This is a genomic window from Aquipseudomonas alcaligenes (assembly GCF_003205495.1).
Classification (GTDB): Bacteria; Pseudomonadota; Gammaproteobacteria; order Pseudomonadales; family Pseudomonadaceae; genus Aquipseudomonas; species Aquipseudomonas alcaligenes_B.
Window position 1 is genome coordinate 12,847 of the sequence record NZ_QJRX01000003.1, and the last position, 13,947, is coordinate 26,793.

At 69.0% G+C, this 13,947-nt stretch carries 15 protein-coding genes and 2 tRNA genes; 9 read left to right on the forward strand and 8 right to left on the reverse strand.

Annotated elements, in window-relative coordinates:
• Positions 1-30 precede the first annotated feature (30 nt).
• From DMO17_RS05290 to DMO17_RS05315, 6 genes are all read right to left on the reverse strand, one after another.
• Positions 31-972, reverse strand: coding sequence for a ribose-phosphate pyrophosphokinase (locus DMO17_RS05290; protein WP_110681408.1), 942 nt, complete (start codon positions 970-972; stop codon positions 31-33).
• An 82-nt stretch (positions 973-1,054) separates the two neighbouring features.
• Positions 1,055-1,129, reverse strand: a tRNA-Gln gene (locus DMO17_RS05295).
• A 29-nt stretch (positions 1,130-1,158) separates the two neighbouring features.
• Positions 1,159-1,233, reverse strand: a tRNA-Gln gene (locus tag DMO17_RS05300).
• Between the two features lie 16 nt (positions 1,234-1,249).
• Positions 1,250-2,125, reverse strand: a complete 876-nt coding sequence (ispE, locus tag DMO17_RS05305; protein WP_110681410.1) for a 4-(cytidine 5'-diphospho)-2-C-methyl-D-erythritol kinase — start codon at positions 2,123-2,125, stop codon at positions 1,250-1,252.
• Between the two features lie 139 nt (positions 2,126-2,264).
• Complete coding sequence (lolB, locus tag DMO17_RS05310; RefSeq protein ID WP_110681412.1) at positions 2,265-2,879, reverse strand: lipoprotein insertase outer membrane protein LolB; 615 nt, start codon at positions 2,877-2,879, stop codon at positions 2,265-2,267.
• A gap of 3 nt (positions 2,880-2,882) precedes the next feature.
• A complete protein-coding gene (locus tag DMO17_RS05315) occupies positions 2,883-4,610 on the reverse strand; it encodes a tetratricopeptide repeat protein (protein ID WP_110681414.1) in 1,728 nt (575 codons plus the stop codon).
• A 181-nt stretch (positions 4,611-4,791) separates the two neighbouring features.
• Between DMO17_RS05315 and hemA the strand changes: the two genes are divergently transcribed.
• The 6 genes from hemA (at position 4,792) to DMO17_RS05345 (ending at position 10,127) form a co-directional block, all read left to right on the forward strand.
• Positions 4,792-6,060 (forward strand): glutamyl-tRNA reductase, encoded by a 1,269-nt coding sequence (gene hemA, locus DMO17_RS05320; RefSeq protein ID WP_110681416.1) that lies wholly within the window; start codon positions 4,792-4,794, stop codon positions 6,058-6,060.
• Complete coding sequence (gene prfA / locus DMO17_RS05325; protein WP_110681418.1) at positions 6,057-7,139, forward strand: peptide chain release factor 1; 1,083 nt, start codon at positions 6,057-6,059, stop codon at positions 7,137-7,139. Before hemA ends, prfA begins: the two co-directional genes overlap by 4 nt.
• A 4-nt stretch (positions 7,140-7,143) precedes the next feature.
• The gene (prmC, locus tag DMO17_RS05330) at positions 7,144-7,974 is read left to right on the forward strand and encodes a peptide chain release factor N(5)-glutamine methyltransferase (RefSeq protein WP_110681420.1); all 831 of its coding nucleotides are present in this window, start codon (positions 7,144-7,146) and stop codon (positions 7,972-7,974) included.
• Positions 7,975-7,976: 2 nt separating this feature from the next.
• On the forward strand, positions 7,977-8,732 hold the full coding sequence (locus tag DMO17_RS05335; RefSeq protein WP_258371499.1) for a molybdopterin-synthase adenylyltransferase MoeB: 756 nt from the start codon (positions 7,977-7,979) through the stop codon (positions 8,730-8,732).
• Positions 8,729-9,520 (forward strand): glutamate racemase, encoded by a 792-nt coding sequence (murI, locus tag DMO17_RS05340; protein ID WP_110681422.1) that lies wholly within the window; start codon positions 8,729-8,731, stop codon positions 9,518-9,520. The genes DMO17_RS05335 and murI overlap by 4 nt, the downstream gene beginning before the upstream one ends.
• A 94-nt stretch (positions 9,521-9,614) precedes the next feature.
• A complete protein-coding gene (locus DMO17_RS05345; RefSeq protein ID WP_110681423.1) occupies positions 9,615-10,127 on the forward strand; it encodes an acyloxyacyl hydrolase in 513 nt (170 codons plus the stop codon).
• A 39-nt stretch (positions 10,128-10,166) separates the two neighbouring features.
• On the opposite strand, the gene DMO17_RS05350 is transcribed toward DMO17_RS05345, so the two are convergent.
• Positions 10,167-11,117, reverse strand: coding sequence for a GlxA family transcriptional regulator (locus tag DMO17_RS05350; protein ID WP_110681425.1), 951 nt, complete (start codon positions 11,115-11,117; stop codon positions 10,167-10,169).
• A 95-nt stretch (positions 11,118-11,212) separates the two neighbouring features.
• Here DMO17_RS05350 and DMO17_RS05355 point away from each other — a divergent pair, with 95 nt between their 5' ends.
• The 3 genes from DMO17_RS05355 (at position 11,213) to DMO17_RS05365 (ending at position 13,013) form a co-directional block, all read left to right on the forward strand.
• Positions 11,213-11,683, forward strand: coding sequence for a nuclear transport factor 2 family protein (locus DMO17_RS05355; protein ID WP_110681427.1), 471 nt, complete (start codon positions 11,213-11,215; stop codon positions 11,681-11,683).
• Between the two features lie 39 nt (positions 11,684-11,722).
• Positions 11,723-12,007: a GIY-YIG nuclease family protein gene (locus tag DMO17_RS05360; RefSeq protein WP_110681429.1), complete on the forward strand. Its 285-nt coding sequence runs from the start codon at positions 11,723-11,725 to the stop codon at positions 12,005-12,007.
• 70 nt (positions 12,008-12,077) lie between these two features.
• The gene (locus DMO17_RS05365) at positions 12,078-13,013 is read left to right on the forward strand and encodes a glutathione S-transferase family protein (protein WP_110681431.1); all 936 of its coding nucleotides are present in this window, start codon (positions 12,078-12,080) and stop codon (positions 13,011-13,013) included.
• 120 nt (positions 13,014-13,133) lie between these two features.
• Here the strand turns inward: DMO17_RS05365 and DMO17_RS05370 are convergent, their stop codons facing one another.
• Positions 13,134-13,943, reverse strand: coding sequence for a polyphosphate kinase 2 family protein (locus tag DMO17_RS05370; RefSeq protein WP_110681433.1), 810 nt, complete (start codon positions 13,941-13,943; stop codon positions 13,134-13,136).
• Positions 13,944-13,947 lie beyond the last annotated feature (4 nt).

Sequence of the window (13,947 nt, forward strand, 5' to 3'; positions counted from 1 at the left end):
CGGGGCACTTGTCGCTCAGGCCTGTTCCGCTTAGCGGAACATCGCGCTGATCGATTCTTCGTTGCTGATGCGGCGAACCGCTTCGGCGATAACCGGGGCCATGTCCAGCTGGCGGATGCGCGGACAGGCCTGCGCCGCGGCGGACAGCGGGATGGTGTTGGTCACCACCAGGGCGTCCAGCACGGAATTTTCCAGATTCTCGATGGCGCGGCCCGACAGCACCGGGTGGGTGGCGTAGGCGTAGACCTTCGAGGCGCCGTGCTCCTTCAGCGCCTTGGCGGCGTGGCAGAGGGTGCCGGCGGTGTCGACCATGTCGTCGACCAGCACGCAGGTGCGGCCTTCGACATCGCCGATGATGTGCATGACTTCGGACTGGTTGGCCTTCTCGCGACGCTTGTCGATGATCGCCAGGTCGACGCCCAGGCTCTTGGCCACGGCACGGGCGCGAACCACGCCACCGATGTCCGGGGAGACGATCATCAGGTTCTCGAAGCGCTGATCCTGGATGTCGTCGGTCAGCACCGGCGAGCCGTAGATGTTGTCCACGGGGATGTCGAAGAAGCCTTGGATCTGGTCGGCGTGCAGGTCGACGGTGAGCACGCGGTCGATGCCGACCACGGTGAGCATGTCGGCCACCACCTTGGCGCTGATCGCCACGCGGGCGGAGCGCGGACGACGATCCTGGCGGGCATAGCCGAAGTAGGGGATGACCGCGGTGATACGAGTGGCCGAGGAGCGGCGGAAGGCGTCGGCCATCACCACCAGCTCCATCAGGTTGTCGTTGGTCGGTGCGCAGGTCGGCTGGATGATGAAGACATCCTTGCCGCGCACGTTCTCGTTGATCTCGGCGCTGATTTCGCCGTCGGAGAACTTGCCTACGGAAGCATCGCCCAGGGGGATATGCAGCTGGCGCACGATGCGCCGGGCCAGATCGGGGTTGGAGTTCCCCGTGAAGACCATCATCTTGGACACGCGCAGTACCTGCCTGGGAGTGGGCCCGATGAATTAAAAAGCTGTTCAAAAAGGCCGGCTTTCTGAACAGCTTTCGAGTGTATGGCAGGGGCGGCTGGATTCGAACCAACGCATGGCAGGATCAAAACCTGCTGCCTTACCGCTTGGCGACGCCCCTAGAGTATTAGTCGAATGCTGGGAGGTTAATGGCAGGGGCGGCTGGATTCGAACCAACGCATGGCAGGATCAAAACCTGCTGCCTTACCGCTTGGCGACGCCCCTGTATCGCGTCCCGCATTCACTTCCGAGTTACCGTTTCGAGCTGGCGATGCAACGGAGACCGATTGCAGCCGCGAGCGACGAAGCTCGGTAGGGTGGCCGGAAGTTGGCGCGAGACTTTATCAGCATCGGCCTGGTTTGGGAAGCTCCCAAACACGCAAGCTCCGGTTCCGGTCATCTTGGCTGCAACAAATTTGTTGAGCGTTTTCAGGGCGTTACGTACTTCTGGGTAACGCTTCTCGACAACCGGCTGACAGTCGTTACGACCGCCCCCCTCGGGAAGGCTGCGAACTGTAATGGCGGGGGTATCACGTGTCAACTCGGGGTCGGCAAAAACTTCCGCCGTGCTGATGCTGACCTGCGGCATGGCGACCAGGAACCAGGGTTCGGGCAGTTCCACCGGCTGCAGCTGCTCGCCGACGCCCTCGGCGAAGGCCGCGCGGCCGCGCACGAACACCGGCACGTCGGCGCCCAGGGCAAGGCCCAGCTCGGCCAGGCGCTCCTCGCCCAGGTCGGTGCGCCACAGGTGATCGAGGCCGACCAGGGTGGTGGCGGCATCCGAGCTGCCGCCGCCGATGCCGCCGCCCATGGGCAGGCGCTTGTCCAGCCAGATATCGGCGCCCAGGCGGGTGCCGGAAGCCTCCTGCAGGCGCCGTGCGGCGCGCACGATCAGGTTGGCGTCGTGCGGCACGCCGGGGATCTCGGTGTGCAGGCGGATCTCGCCGTCGGTGCGCAGGGCGAAGCCCAGCTCGTCGCCGTGGTCGAGGAACTGGAACAGGGTCTGCAGCAGGTGATAGCCGTCGGCGCGGCGGCCGAGGATATGCAGCATCAGGTTGAGCTTGGCCGGGGCAGGCAGGATCAGTTCGGCGTGGGCGGGGATGGCTTGGTTTGTCATATGCAGAGCTGGAATGCCGAGTGGGTGTTTCCCCTCTTCCGTCTACGGGAGAGGGGTAGGGGAGAGGGTTCTTGGCGCAGCCCCCTCTCCCTGGCCCTCTCCCCGAGGGCAGAGGGAATAATCGGTGCGAGCCTGGCGCTTACTGGCCCAGCTGGCGCGGCTGCCAGTCCTTGATCACTAGGGTGATGTCGAGATCCTTGCCATGTAGCTTGATGCGCTCGGGCAGGCGGTAGCCGTTCTGCTCGACATAGCTGAGGTACTGCAGCTGCCAGCCATCCTGCTCCAGGCGCGCCAGCTGGCTCTGCGTGTCGAGGGTGACGCGGCTGCGGCTGTCCGGCGCGGGCAGGCCGCGTACCCACCAGAACAGGTGGGAGACCGGCAGGCGCCAGCCCAGCTGTTCCTCTAGCAGGGCCTCGGGCGATGCGGCTTCGTAGCGGCCCTGGTTGGCCACCTCCAGCAGCACGGCGCCCTCGCGGCCGGTGAGGCGGGCGGCGCCGCGGCCTAGCGGGCCGGACAGGCGGATGTCGTAGTAGTCCTGGCGCTGCAGCCAGAACAGCGTGCCGCTGCCGGAGTCCTTGGGTGCGCGGATGCCGACCTTGCCGCTGATCTGCCAGCCGTCGAGGGCGGCGACCCGGGTCTTGTGCGCCTGCCAGCGCTTGGCGTCGCCCTGGCCCTCGACGGATTCGCGGCTGGTGAGGCCGGCGCAGCCGGCGAGGAGGGCGATCAGGCTGAAAACGATGAGGTGACGAAGCATGGATCAGAGTTTCTCGGAACCGGTCAGGCGTTGAATGGTGGAGCGCAGGATGGCGCTGTCGGGCTGCGCCTCGAGGGCGCTGGCCCAAACCTTGCGGGCTTCGCGTTGGCGGCCCTGGGCCCAGAGCACTTCGCCCAGGTGGGCGGCGACCTCGTGGTCGGGGAACTTGGCCAGGGCGGCGCGCAGGTAGCGCTCGGCTTCCTCCAGGTTGCCCAGGCGGTAGTTGACCCAGCCCAGGCTGTCGAGGGTGGCGGCGTCCTCCGGATTGAGGCGGTGGGCCTGCTCGATCAGCGCCTTGGCCTCGTCATAGCGGGTAGTGCGGTCGGCCAGGGTGTAGCCGAGGGCGTTGAGCGCGGTGGCGTTGTCCGGCTCGCGCGCGATGATGTCGCGCAGGTCGCGCTCCAGTCCGGCCAGGTCGCCGCGCTTTTCGGCCAGCATGGCGCGGGTGTAGAGCAGGTTGGTGTCGCCGGGGAACTGTTCCAGCGCCCTGGCTATTACCTGCCAGGCCTCCTCGTGGCGCTGGCGGTTGGCCAGGGCCTCGGACTCCAGTAGGTACAGCTGGATGGCGTAGTCGGGCTGGCTGTCGCGGCTGCGGCCCAGGCGGCTGCTGGCCTCGGCGGCGCGGCCCTGCTCGAAGAGGATCTCGGTCTGGCGTACCTGGGCGGCGAGGAAGTCGTCGCCGGGGCCGACCATGCCGTATTCGATCAGGGCGCTTTCGGCATCGCCGCGCTGTTCGTAGATGCGCCCCAGGTTGAAGTGCGCGGCATCGCTGTGGGCGCCGCGCTCGACCAGCTCCTCCAGGTAGACGGCGGCTTCGTCCCAGGCCTGGTCCTCCAGGCACACCAGGGCCAGGGAGTAGCGCAGGTCATCGTCGTCGGGGAAACGCTGGAGCAGGCCGGCGAATTCGCTCTTGGCCTCGTCCAGGCGACGCAGTTCGACCAGCTGGCGGGCGTAGGCCAGGCGCAGGCGCTTGTCCTCGGGGTGCTGCGCGATGCCGTTCTCCAGCAGCGGGATGGCCTCCTTGCCGCGGTCCAGGCCCTGCAGCAGGCGGGCGCGCAACAGCAGCGGGGGAATCTCCTCCTCGCTGGCGGCGTGCGCTTCGAGCAGCTCCAGGGCCTCCTCGGCGCGGCCGTCCTGGTGCAGCAGCAGGGCCTTGCCGAACAGCAGCTGGCCGTTTTCCGGGTACTTCCGCAGCAGGCGGTCGAAGCTCTGCAGCAGGCCGGCGCGGGTGTCCGGGTCGGTCTCGGCGGCGGACAGGGCGAGGAAGTCGAAGTGGGTGTCGCCCTGGCCCCGCAGGACCTTCTCCATATATTCCATGGCTTCGTCGTAGCGGCCGGCACGGGCCAGCTGCACGGCGGCGGCGCGCTGGGCGTCGAGGCTGTCCGGGGCGCTCTTCGACCAGATCAGCGCGCTGTCCAGGGCCGCCTGCTCGGCGCCCAGGTACTCGGCGATGCGGAAGGCGCGCTCCGCCACGCCGGGGTCTCCGGTGGCATTGGCCTGCTGCACGTAGTTGCCGAGGGCGATGTCGAAGCGGTTGCGCTGTCCGGCCAGCTCGGCGGCGAGCAGGGCGTACAGGGTCTCCTCGCTGAACGAGGCGTACTGCTTGGGCTTGGCCGGGGTCGGGGTGGTCGCCGCGTCTTCCACCGGCGGGGTGCCGTCCGGGACAGGCGCCAGGCTCTGGCAGCCAGCGAGCAGGAGGGAGGCGGTCAGCAACGCGAGGGATTTGTTCATGAGGGCAAGCTTGCGGTCCGTGGCGTGGCAGCATCATGACACAAGCGGCGGGCGCAAGCCCACCGCGGCGCCGGTGATTGGCCGGGGATGGCGGGCGGGTCAATTTGTCGCAACAGTTGTTCTCCCTCGGGTGACGTAGGACAATCGCCCGCTATCTCCGATTCCCCCTTAGCGACCCTGCATGGCCTTCCTCGCCCTCGGCATCAATCACAAGACCGCCTCGGTGGACGTCCGCGAACGCGTGGCCTTCACCCCCGAGCAGCTGGTCGAGGCCCTGCAGCAGCTCTGTCGCGTCACGCCCAGCCGCGAGGCGGCGATCCTCTCCACCTGCAACCGCAGCGAGCTGTACCTGGAGCAGGACCAGCTGTCCGCCGACGAAGTGCTGCGCTGGCTGGCCGAGTACCACCGCCTCAATCTCGATGAGCTGCGTGCCTGCGCCTACATCCACCAGGACAACGACGCCGTGCGCCACATGATGCGCGTGGCCGCCGGGCTGGATTCGATGATCCTCGGCGAGCCGCAGATCCTCGGCCAGATGAAGTCCGCCTACGCCGTGGCGCGCGAGGCCGGCACCGTCGGTCCGCTGCTCGGTCGTCTGTTCCAGGCCACGTTCAGCACTGCCAAGACCGTGCGTACCGATACCGCCATCGGCGAAAACCCGGTGTCGGTGGCTTTCGCCGCCGTCAGCCTGGCCAAGCAGATCTTCGCCGACCTGCACCGCAGCCAGGCGCTGCTGATCGGCGCCGGCGAGACCATCAGCCTGGTCGCCCGCCACCTGCATGACCAGGGCGTGAAGCGCATCGTGGTGGCCAACCGCACCCTCGAGCGCGCCAGCCAGCTGGCCGAGCAGTTCGGCGCCCACGCCGTGTTGCTGGCCGACATCCCGCAGGAGCTGGCGCACAGCGATATCGTCATCAGCTCAACCGCCAGCCAGTTGCCGATCCTCGGCAAGGGCGCGGTGGAACGCGCACTCAAGCAGCGCAAGCACAAGCCCATGTTCATGGTCGACATCGCCGTGCCGCGCGATATCGAGCCGGAGGTGGGCGAGCTGGACGACGTGTACCTCTATACGGTGGACGATCTGCACGAGGTCATCGAGGAAAACCTCAAGAGCCGCCAGGGCGCCGCCCAGGCCGCCGAGGAGCTGGTGGCCGCCGGCGCCGAGGAGTTCATGCAGCGCCTGCGCGAGCTGGCCGCGGTGGACGTGCTCAAGGCCTACCGCCAGCAGGCCGAGCGCCTGCGCGACGAGGAGCTGGCCAAGGCCCAGCGCCTGCTGGCCAACGGCAGCAGTGCCGAGGAAGTGCTGGCGCAGCTGGCCCGCGGCCTGACCAACAAGCTGCTGCACGCGCCCAGCGTGCAGCTGAAGAAAATCTCCGCCGACGGTCGCTTCGAAGCGCTGGCCGTGGCCCAGGAACTCTTTGCCCTCGACGAGGGCCCGAGCAAGACATGAAAGCCTCCCTGCTGAAGAAACTCGACATCCTCCACGACCGTTTCGAGGAGCTCACCGCGCTGCTCGGCGATGCCGAAGTGATCAGCGACCAGAACCGTTTCCGCGCCTATTCCAAGGAGTACGCCGAGGTCGAGCCGGTGATCGTTGCCTACCGCGAGTTCCGCAAGACCCAGGGCGACCTCGAGGGCGCCCAGGCGCTGCTCAAGGACGGCGACCCGGAAATGCGCGAGATGGCCGAGGAGGAAGTGGCCCAGGCCAAGGAGGCCCTGGTCGCGCTGGAAGACCGCCTGCAGCGCATGCTGCTGCCCAAGGACCCCAACGACGGCCGCAACGTGTTCCTGGAAATCCGCGCCGGCACCGGTGGCGACGAGGCGGCGATCTTCTCCGGCGACCTGTTCCGCATGTACTCGCGCTACGCCGAGCGCCAGGGCTGGCGGGTCGAGATTCTCTCGGAAAACCTCGGCGAGCACGGTGGCTATAAAGAAGTCATCAGCCGGGTGGAGGGCGACAACGTCTACGCCAAGCTCAAGTTCGAGTCCGGCGCCCACCGCGTGCAGCGCGTGCCGGAGACCGAGTCGCAGGGGCGCATCCACACCTCGGCCTGCACCGTCGCCGTGCTGCCGGAGCCGGACGAGCAGCAGGCCATCGAGATCAACCCGGCCGACCTGCGCGTGGACACCTACCGCGCCTCCGGTGCCGGCGGCCAGCATGTGAACAAGACCGACTCGGCGATCCGCATCACCCACCTGCCCACCGGCATCGTCGTCGAGTGCCAGGAGGAGCGTTCGCAGCACAAGAACCGCGCCAAGGCCATGGCCTGGCTGGCGGCCAAGCTGCAGGACCAGCAGGACGCCGCCGCGCACAAGGAAATCAGCGAGACCCGTCGCCTGCTGGTGGGCTCCGGCGACCGCTCCGAGCGCATCCGCACCTACAACTTCCCGCAGGGCCGGGTCACCGACCACCGCATCAACCTGACCCTGTATTCGCTGAACGAAGTGTTGGGCGGGGCGGTGGAGCAGGTGATCGAACCGCTGCTGCAGGAATACCAGGCCGACCAGCTGGCGGCCCTGGGCGACTGACCGCATGCCGAGCCTCGCCGCGCTGCTGGACCAGGCCGAACTGCCGGACTCGCCGACGGCGCGGCTGGATGCCGAGCTGCTGCTGGCCGCCGCCCTGGGCAAGCCGCGCAGCTACCTGCGCACCTGGCCCGAGCACGAGCCGGGCGCCGAACAGCTGGCCGCCTTCGCCGCCCTGCTCGAACGCCGCCGCGCCGGCGAGCCGGTGGCCTACATCCTCGGCCACCAGGGCTTCTGGAGCCTGGACCTGGAAGTCGCGCCGCACACCCTGATTCCCCGTCCCGATACCGAACTGCTGGTGGAGACCGCCCTGCAGCTGGCGCCGGCCACCCCGTTGCGGGTGCTCGACCTGGGCACCGGCAGCGGCGCCATCGCCCTGGCCCTGGCCAGCGAGCGCGGCGGCTGGCAGGTGACCGGGGTGGACCGCATCGCCGAGGCGGTGGCGCTGGCCGAGCGCAATCGCCAGCGCCTGGGGCTGACCAATGCCGTGTTCCGCCAGAGCAGCTGGTTCGACGGCCTGGCCGGCGAGCGCTTCGGCCTGATCCTGAGCAATCCGCCCTATATCGCCGCTAGCGACCGCCACCTGGGCGAGGGCGATGTGCGCTTCGAGCCGCTCAGTGCCCTGGTGGCCGGCGCCGACGGCCTGGACGATATCCGCCAGATCGTCACCCAGGCGCCGCAGCACCTGGAAGCCGGCAGCTGGCTGCTGCTGGAGCATGGCTACGATCAGGCCGCGGCGGTGCGCGGGTTGCTCGCCGCCGCCGGTTTCACCCGCGTGGACAGCCGTCGCGACCTGGGCGGTCACGAGCGCATTTCCCTGGGGCAATGGCCGGCATGACGATGGAACTCAACGACGACGAGCTGCTGCGCTACAGCCGGCAGATCCTCCTGCCGCAGATCGACGTGGCCGGGCAGCTCAGGCTGAAACAGAGCCGCGTGCTGATAGTCGGGCTCGGCGGCCTGGGTTCGCCGGTGGCCCTGTACCTGGCGGCCGCCGGGGTCGGCGAGCTGCACCTGGCGGACTTCGACAGCGTCGACCTGACCAACCTGCAGCGCCAGGTGCTGCACGACAGCACGCAGATCGGTGCCAGCAAAGTGGATTCGGCCATGGCCCGTCTGTCCGCCATCAATCCGCAGATCGCCCTGGTGCCGCACCGCACGGCGCTGGACGAGGATTCCCTGGCCGCCGCCGTTGCCGCGGTGGACCTGGTGCTGGACTGCTCGGACAACTTCACCACCCGCGAGGCGGTCAACGCCGCCTGCGTGGCCGCCGGCAAGCCGCTGGTGTCCGGCGCGGCGATCCGCCTGGAAGGCCAGCTCGCCGTGTTCGACCCGCGCGACGCGACCAGCCCCTGCTATCACTGCCTATATGGCCACGGCAGCGAGGCCGAACTGACCTGCAGCGAGGCCGGCGTGGTCGGGCCGCTGGTGGGCCTGGTCGGCAGCCTGCAGGCGCTGGAGGCGCTCAAGCTGCTGGCCGGTTTCGGCGAGCCGCTGGTGGGCCGCCTGCTGCTGATCGACGCCCTCGGTTCACGCTTTCGCGAGCTGCGGGTCAAGCGCGATCCGGCCTGCAGTGTGTGCGGAGCGCGGCCATGAGCCAGGCACCGATCGGCGTGTTCGACTCCGGCGTCGGTGGCCTCTCGGTGCTGCGCGAGATCCGCGCGCGGCTGCCGCACGAGTCGCTGCTGTACGTGGCCGACAGCGGCCATGTGCCCTACGGCGAGAAGAGCGCGGAGTTCATCCGCGAACGCAGCCAGCACATCGCCGAGTTTCTCCTGGGGCAGGGCGCCAAGGCGCTGGTGCTGGCCTGCAACACCGCCACCGCGGCGGCGGTGGCCGAGCTGCGCGCGCGCTACCCCGAGCTGCCCATCGTCGGCATGGAGCCGGCGGTGAAGCCGGCGGCGGCGGCTACCCGCAGCGGCGTGGTCGGCGTGCTGGCCACCACCGGCACCTTGAAGAGCGCCAAGTTCGCCGCCCTGCTGGATCGCTTCGCCAGCGACGTGCGGGTGATCACCCAGCCCTGCCCGGGGCTGGTCGAGCAGATCGAGGCTGGTGAGCTGGACAGCCCGCGCACCCGCGCACTGCTGCAGGGCTGGGTCGAGCCGCTGCTGGCCGAGGGCTGCGACACGCTGATCCTTGGCTGCACCCACTACCCCTTCATCAAGCCGTTGCTGCGCGAGCTGGTGCCGGATGCGGTCAGCCTGGTGGATACCGGCGCGGCGGTGGCGCGGCACCTGCAGCGCCTGCTGGAGCAGCGCCGCTTGCTGGCCGAGGAGGGCACGCGGGCCCGCGCGCGGTTCTGGTCCAGTGGCACGCCGCAGAGCCTGGCCGGCGTCCTGCCGCTGCTTTGGGGCGAAGCCTGCGCGGTGCAGCCGCTGCCCTGAATTTTGCTTTTGGTCGGCTTTCCCTGAGAACCCTGGGTTCTATACTCTCTGTACTGTCATAACGCCGTTACCTTCCAGTACAGGATGTAGAAGAATGCAGAAGATCCTTTCTCTGGCCGCCGCTGCGGCCCTGGCAATGGGGAGCCTGTCCGCCCAGGCCGTCGACTTCACCGCCGCCATCGGCCAGACCGGCGACTCGACCATGGTCTATCGCCTCGGTGCGCAATGGGACTGGAACACCAGCTGGTGGCAGAGCGACACCGGGCGCCTGACCGGCTACTGGGACGCCGGCTACAGCTACTGGGACGGCGACGAGACGGCCAGCAACCACAGCCTGTCGTTCAGCCCGGTGTTCGTCTACGAATTCGCCGGCGAGACGGTGCGCCCCTACATCGAGGCCGGTATCGGCGTGGCCTTCTTCGAGAGCACCGAACTGGAGGACAACGACCTCGGCTCCTCCTTCCAGTTCGAGGACCGCATCGGCGCTGGCCTGCGCTTCTCCGGGCAGGAAGTCGGCATCCGCGCCATCCACTACTCCAACCTCGGCATCAAGCAGCCCAACGACGGCGTCGAGGCCTATACCCTGCATTACCGCACCAGCTTCTAAGCGTGCTGTTCGCCAAAGCCGGGCCCGGGCCCGGCTTTTTCATGCCTGGCGCAGGCGTTTGCGGAAGGCGCCCGGTGTCTCGCCGCACAGCTGCTTGAACAGCTTGGCGAAGGTGGCGCGGTCGGCGTAGCCGACCTGCGCGGCGACCTGCTCCAGCGAGTGCGCGGGGTTGCGCAGGGCATGCTGCGCGGCGCCGATGCGCAGGCGCTGCAGGTAGTCGTTGGGCGTCAGCCCGGTGGCCGCCTTGAAGCGCCGCAGCAGGGTGCGGGTGGAGCAGTTGGCGCGTGCGGCGAGGCTCGCCAGGTCGATGGGCTCGGCGTGGTGCAGGGCCATCCAGCGCAAGAGCGGGGCCAGCTGGGCATCGTCCTGGCCATTGTCCGGCAGTAGCGGGGTGAAGCGCAGCTGGCTGCCGCGCTGGCGCTCTACCACCAGGGCATTGGCCACCTGTTGCGCCAGCCAGTCGCCGGCGTGCAGGGCGATCAGCTGCAGGCACAGGTCGAGCCCGGCCTGGGCGCCGCCGGAACAGAAGCGGTTGCCGTCCGCGGTGAACAGCGCGTCGATCTGCAAACGTACCCGCGGGTAGCGCTGGCGGAACTGCTGCGCCAGGGCCCAGTGGGTGGTGGCGAGGCGCCCGTCCAGCTGGCCGGCGGCGGCCAGCAGGCAGGCGCTGCTGCACAGGCTGGCCAGCTGCTGTTCCGGCGGCCGCGTGGCCAGCCAGGCGAGCAGGGCGGCGTTGCCCTCCAGGGTGCGCTGCAGCGCGCTGCCGGTGGCGGGGATCAGCAGCAGTGCGGCGCCCTCGGCCAGCTCCAGGCCGCCGTCCACCCGCACTTCGGCCAGGCCCAGATCCACCGGCCGGCCATCCGCGCTGACGCGCAGCAGTTCGAACAGCGTCGCGCCGGCCAGCTGGTTGGCCAGGCGAAAGGTATCCAGGGCCTGGCTCAGGCTGGACAGCACGGTCAGCGGGCAGACGTACAGGGCGATGCGAATCATGTGGCGATTATTGCCACAAAGTTGTCTTCATCGCCAATCGCTGTCGCTCACCCGCGCGGCCATACTCTGCCCATTCCCACCCGGAGCAGCGCCCCATGGCCCATCCCAATGCCGAACTGATCGACCGTTTCTACCAGGCCTTCCAGAGGCTCGATGCCGAGGCCATGGCCGCCTGCTACGCCGCCGACGTGCGCTTCTCCGACCCGGCCTTCCGCGACTTGCGTGGCCGCGACGCCGGCGACATGTGGCGCATGCTCTGCGCGCGCGCCAAGGACTTTTCGCTGAGCTACGAGGTGCTCGAGGCCGACGACCAGCAGGGCCGCGCGCGCTGGGTGGCGAACTACCTGTTCAGCGCCACCGGGCGCACGGTGGAGAACCATATCGAGGCGAGCTTCCGCTTCGCGGACGGCAAGATCGTCGAGCACCACGATCACTTCGACCTGTGGCGCTGGATGCGTCAGGCGCTGGGGGCCAAGGGCCTGCTGCTGGGCTGGCTGGCGCCGGTGCAGGCGGCGGTGGGCAAGCAGGCCATGGCCGGGCTGCGCGCCTGGCAGGCCGGGCGCTGACTGGGTAAGCTCGGCAGCCATCCATTGTGCCGCCGAGCCATGACCGATACTCCGCCCGCCAAACCCTGGTTCGTCTACCTGGTCCGCGCCGAAAGCGGTGCGCTCTACTGTGGCATCAGCGACGATCCGCAGCGGCGCTTCGAGCAGCATCGCAGCGGCAGAGGCGCGCGCTTTTTCCATTCCAGCCCGGCGCGGGCGCTGGTGTATGTCGAGGAATGCGCCGACAAGAGCGCCGCGCTGCGCCGCGAGATCGCCATTAAGCGCCTGAAGAAGGCGGCCAAGGAGGCCTTGATAGGTGCGCTGGATGGGCCGTCATCAGGTTGAAGGGGTAGGCCGTGGCGCCGCCTGCGGCTAAGCTGCGGCCTCGTCTTTTCAACTGCCGCGGAGTCCCGCCATGTCCGAACTCATCCTGCACCACTACGACGCCTCGCCCTTCGCCGAGAAGGCCCGCCTGATGTTGGGCTTCAAGCAGCTGTCGTGGCGCTCGGTGGAGATCCCGCGGATCATGCCCAAGCCGGATCTGACCGCGCTCACTGGCGGCTACCGCAAGACCCCGGTGCTGCAGGTCGGCGCCGACATCTACTGCGACACCGCGCTGATCGCCCGTCGCCTGGAGGCCGAGAAGGCCACGCCGAGCCTGTTCCCCGAAGGCCAGGAGTTCGTCGCCGCGAGCTTCGCCCAGTGGGCAGACGCGGTGGTGTTCCAACACGCGGTGACCCTGGTGTTCCAGCCGGAATCCATCGCCGTGCGCATGGGCAAGCTGCCGCCGGCGGCGCAGCAGGCCTTCGTCGCCGATCGTGCCGCGCTGTTCGCCGGTGGTAGCGCCAGCCGCCTGCCGGCCGCGCAGGCCAAGCTGCAGTGGCCGGTGCTGATGGCGCGCCTGCAACAGCAGCTGGCGCGCGAGGAGGGTGACTTCCTGTGCGGCGAGCCGTCGATCGCCGACTTCGCCATGGCCCATCCGCTGTGGTTCCTCAAGGGCACCCACGTCACCGCGCCGCTGGTCGACGACTACCCGGAAGTGGCGGCCTGGCTCGGCCGCGTGCTCGGCTTCGGGCATGGCGCGCACAGCCCGCTGAGCAGCGAGGAGGCCATCGCCATCGCCCGCGCGGCGACGCCTGCGGCGCTGCCGGAGGAAGACTGCAGCCAGGCGCTGGGCTTCCAGGTCGGCCAGCAGGTCAGCGTGGCGGCGACCGACTACGGCGTCGATCCGGTGCAGGGCGAGCTGCTCTGCGTGTCGGACGAGAGCATTATCCTGCGCCGTCAGGACGAGCGCGCCGGTACTGTGCATGTGCACTTCCCGCGCCTGGGCTTCAGCCTGACGGCGGTCTGAGGCTGCGCGAGCGCTGCACGAACGCCCGGCACCGCCGGGCGTTTTCGTTGGGGTGGCCAGATGGCGTAGCCCGGATGCAGTCCGGGAAGCAGGCGACTCCGCTCCCGGATTGCATCCGGGCTACAGCAGGTCGGCGGCGGAGAAGGGCGGCGGGTTGTCCGGCCAGCTGAGGTCGAGGCGTTCCAGCTCGCGGGCCAGCAGGCTGGCCACCAGCCAGTCGCGCAGCCAGCGCTGTTCGGCGGGGATCACATACCAGGGCGCGGCCGCCGTATGGCTGGCCGCCAGCAGCGCGCTCCAGCGCGCCTGGCGCAGGTCGAATTCGCGGTACGCCTGCAGGTCGCTGGGGTGCAGCTTCCAGCGCTTCTCCGGGCGCTGCAAACGGCTCAGAAGGCGCAGTCGCTGCTCGTCACGGGAGATGTGCAGGTAGCATTTGAGCGGATGCAGGTGACGCGCCGGCCACTCGGCCTCGAAGGCGCGCAGCTCGTGCAGGCGGCCGGGCAGTTCGTCTGCGCTGCATAGGCCATCGAGCGGGTCGCAGATCAGCGCCTCGTAGTGGCTGCGGTTGAACACGCCGAGCAGGCCGGGGCCGGGCAGGCGCTGGCGATAACGCAGCAGGAAGTGCTGGCGCTGCTCCTCGGCGCTCGGCTGGTGGAAGTCGTGGATGCTCAGGCCCTGCGGGTCGAAGGCATTGAGCACGCGGCGGATCAGGCTGTCCTTGCCGGAGCAGTCCGGGCCCTGCAACACCAGCAGCAGGGCCTCGCGACGATTGGCCCAGAGCATGCGCTGGCGCTCGTTGAGCCAAGGGCGCAAGGCGGCCAGGGCCTGTTGCCCCTGGAGCTTGTCCAGGCCGAAGTCGCGCGCCGGATCGCCCGCCAGCGGCGCGTCCACGTCGCACAGGCAGGCGTCGAGCACGGCATCGGCCAGGCGCATGGGC

Coding starts and splice junctions, on each gene's coding strand:
- ispE (WP_110681410.1), bottom strand. CDS start 2,125: ATGACAAACCAAGCCATCCCCGCCCACGCCGAACTGATCCTGCCTGCC.
- lolB (WP_110681412.1), bottom strand. CDS start 2,879: ATGCTTCGTCACCTCATCGTTTTCAGCCTGATCGCCCTCCTCGCCGGC.
- DMO17_RS05315 (WP_110681414.1), bottom strand. CDS start 4,610: ATGAACAAATCCCTCGCGTTGCTGACCGCCTCCCTCCTGCTCGCTGGC.
- hemA (WP_110681416.1), top strand. CDS start 4,792: ATGGCCTTCCTCGCCCTCGGCATCAATCACAAGACCGCCTCGGTGGAC.
- prfA (WP_110681418.1), top strand. CDS start 6,057: ATGAAAGCCTCCCTGCTGAAGAAACTCGACATCCTCCACGACCGTTTC.
- prmC (WP_110681420.1), top strand. CDS start 7,144: ATGCCGAGCCTCGCCGCGCTGCTGGACCAGGCCGAACTGCCGGACTCG.
- DMO17_RS05335 (WP_258371499.1), top strand. CDS start 7,977: ATGGAACTCAACGACGACGAGCTGCTGCGCTACAGCCGGCAGATCCTC.
- murI (WP_110681422.1), top strand. CDS start 8,729: ATGAGCCAGGCACCGATCGGCGTGTTCGACTCCGGCGTCGGTGGCCTC.
- DMO17_RS05345 (WP_110681423.1), top strand. CDS start 9,615: ATGCAGAAGATCCTTTCTCTGGCCGCCGCTGCGGCCCTGGCAATGGGG.
- DMO17_RS05350 (WP_110681425.1), bottom strand. CDS start 11,117: ATGATTCGCATCGCCCTGTACGTCTGCCCGCTGACCGTGCTGTCCAGC.
- DMO17_RS05355 (WP_110681427.1), top strand. CDS start 11,213: ATGGCCCATCCCAATGCCGAACTGATCGACCGTTTCTACCAGGCCTTC.
- DMO17_RS05360 (WP_110681429.1), top strand. CDS start 11,723: ATGACCGATACTCCGCCCGCCAAACCCTGGTTCGTCTACCTGGTCCGC.
- DMO17_RS05365 (WP_110681431.1), top strand. CDS start 12,078: ATGTCCGAACTCATCCTGCACCACTACGACGCCTCGCCCTTCGCCGAG.
- DMO17_RS05370 (WP_110681433.1), bottom strand. CDS start 13,943: ATGCGCCTGGCCGATGCCGTGCTCGACGCCTGCCTGTGCGACGTGGAC.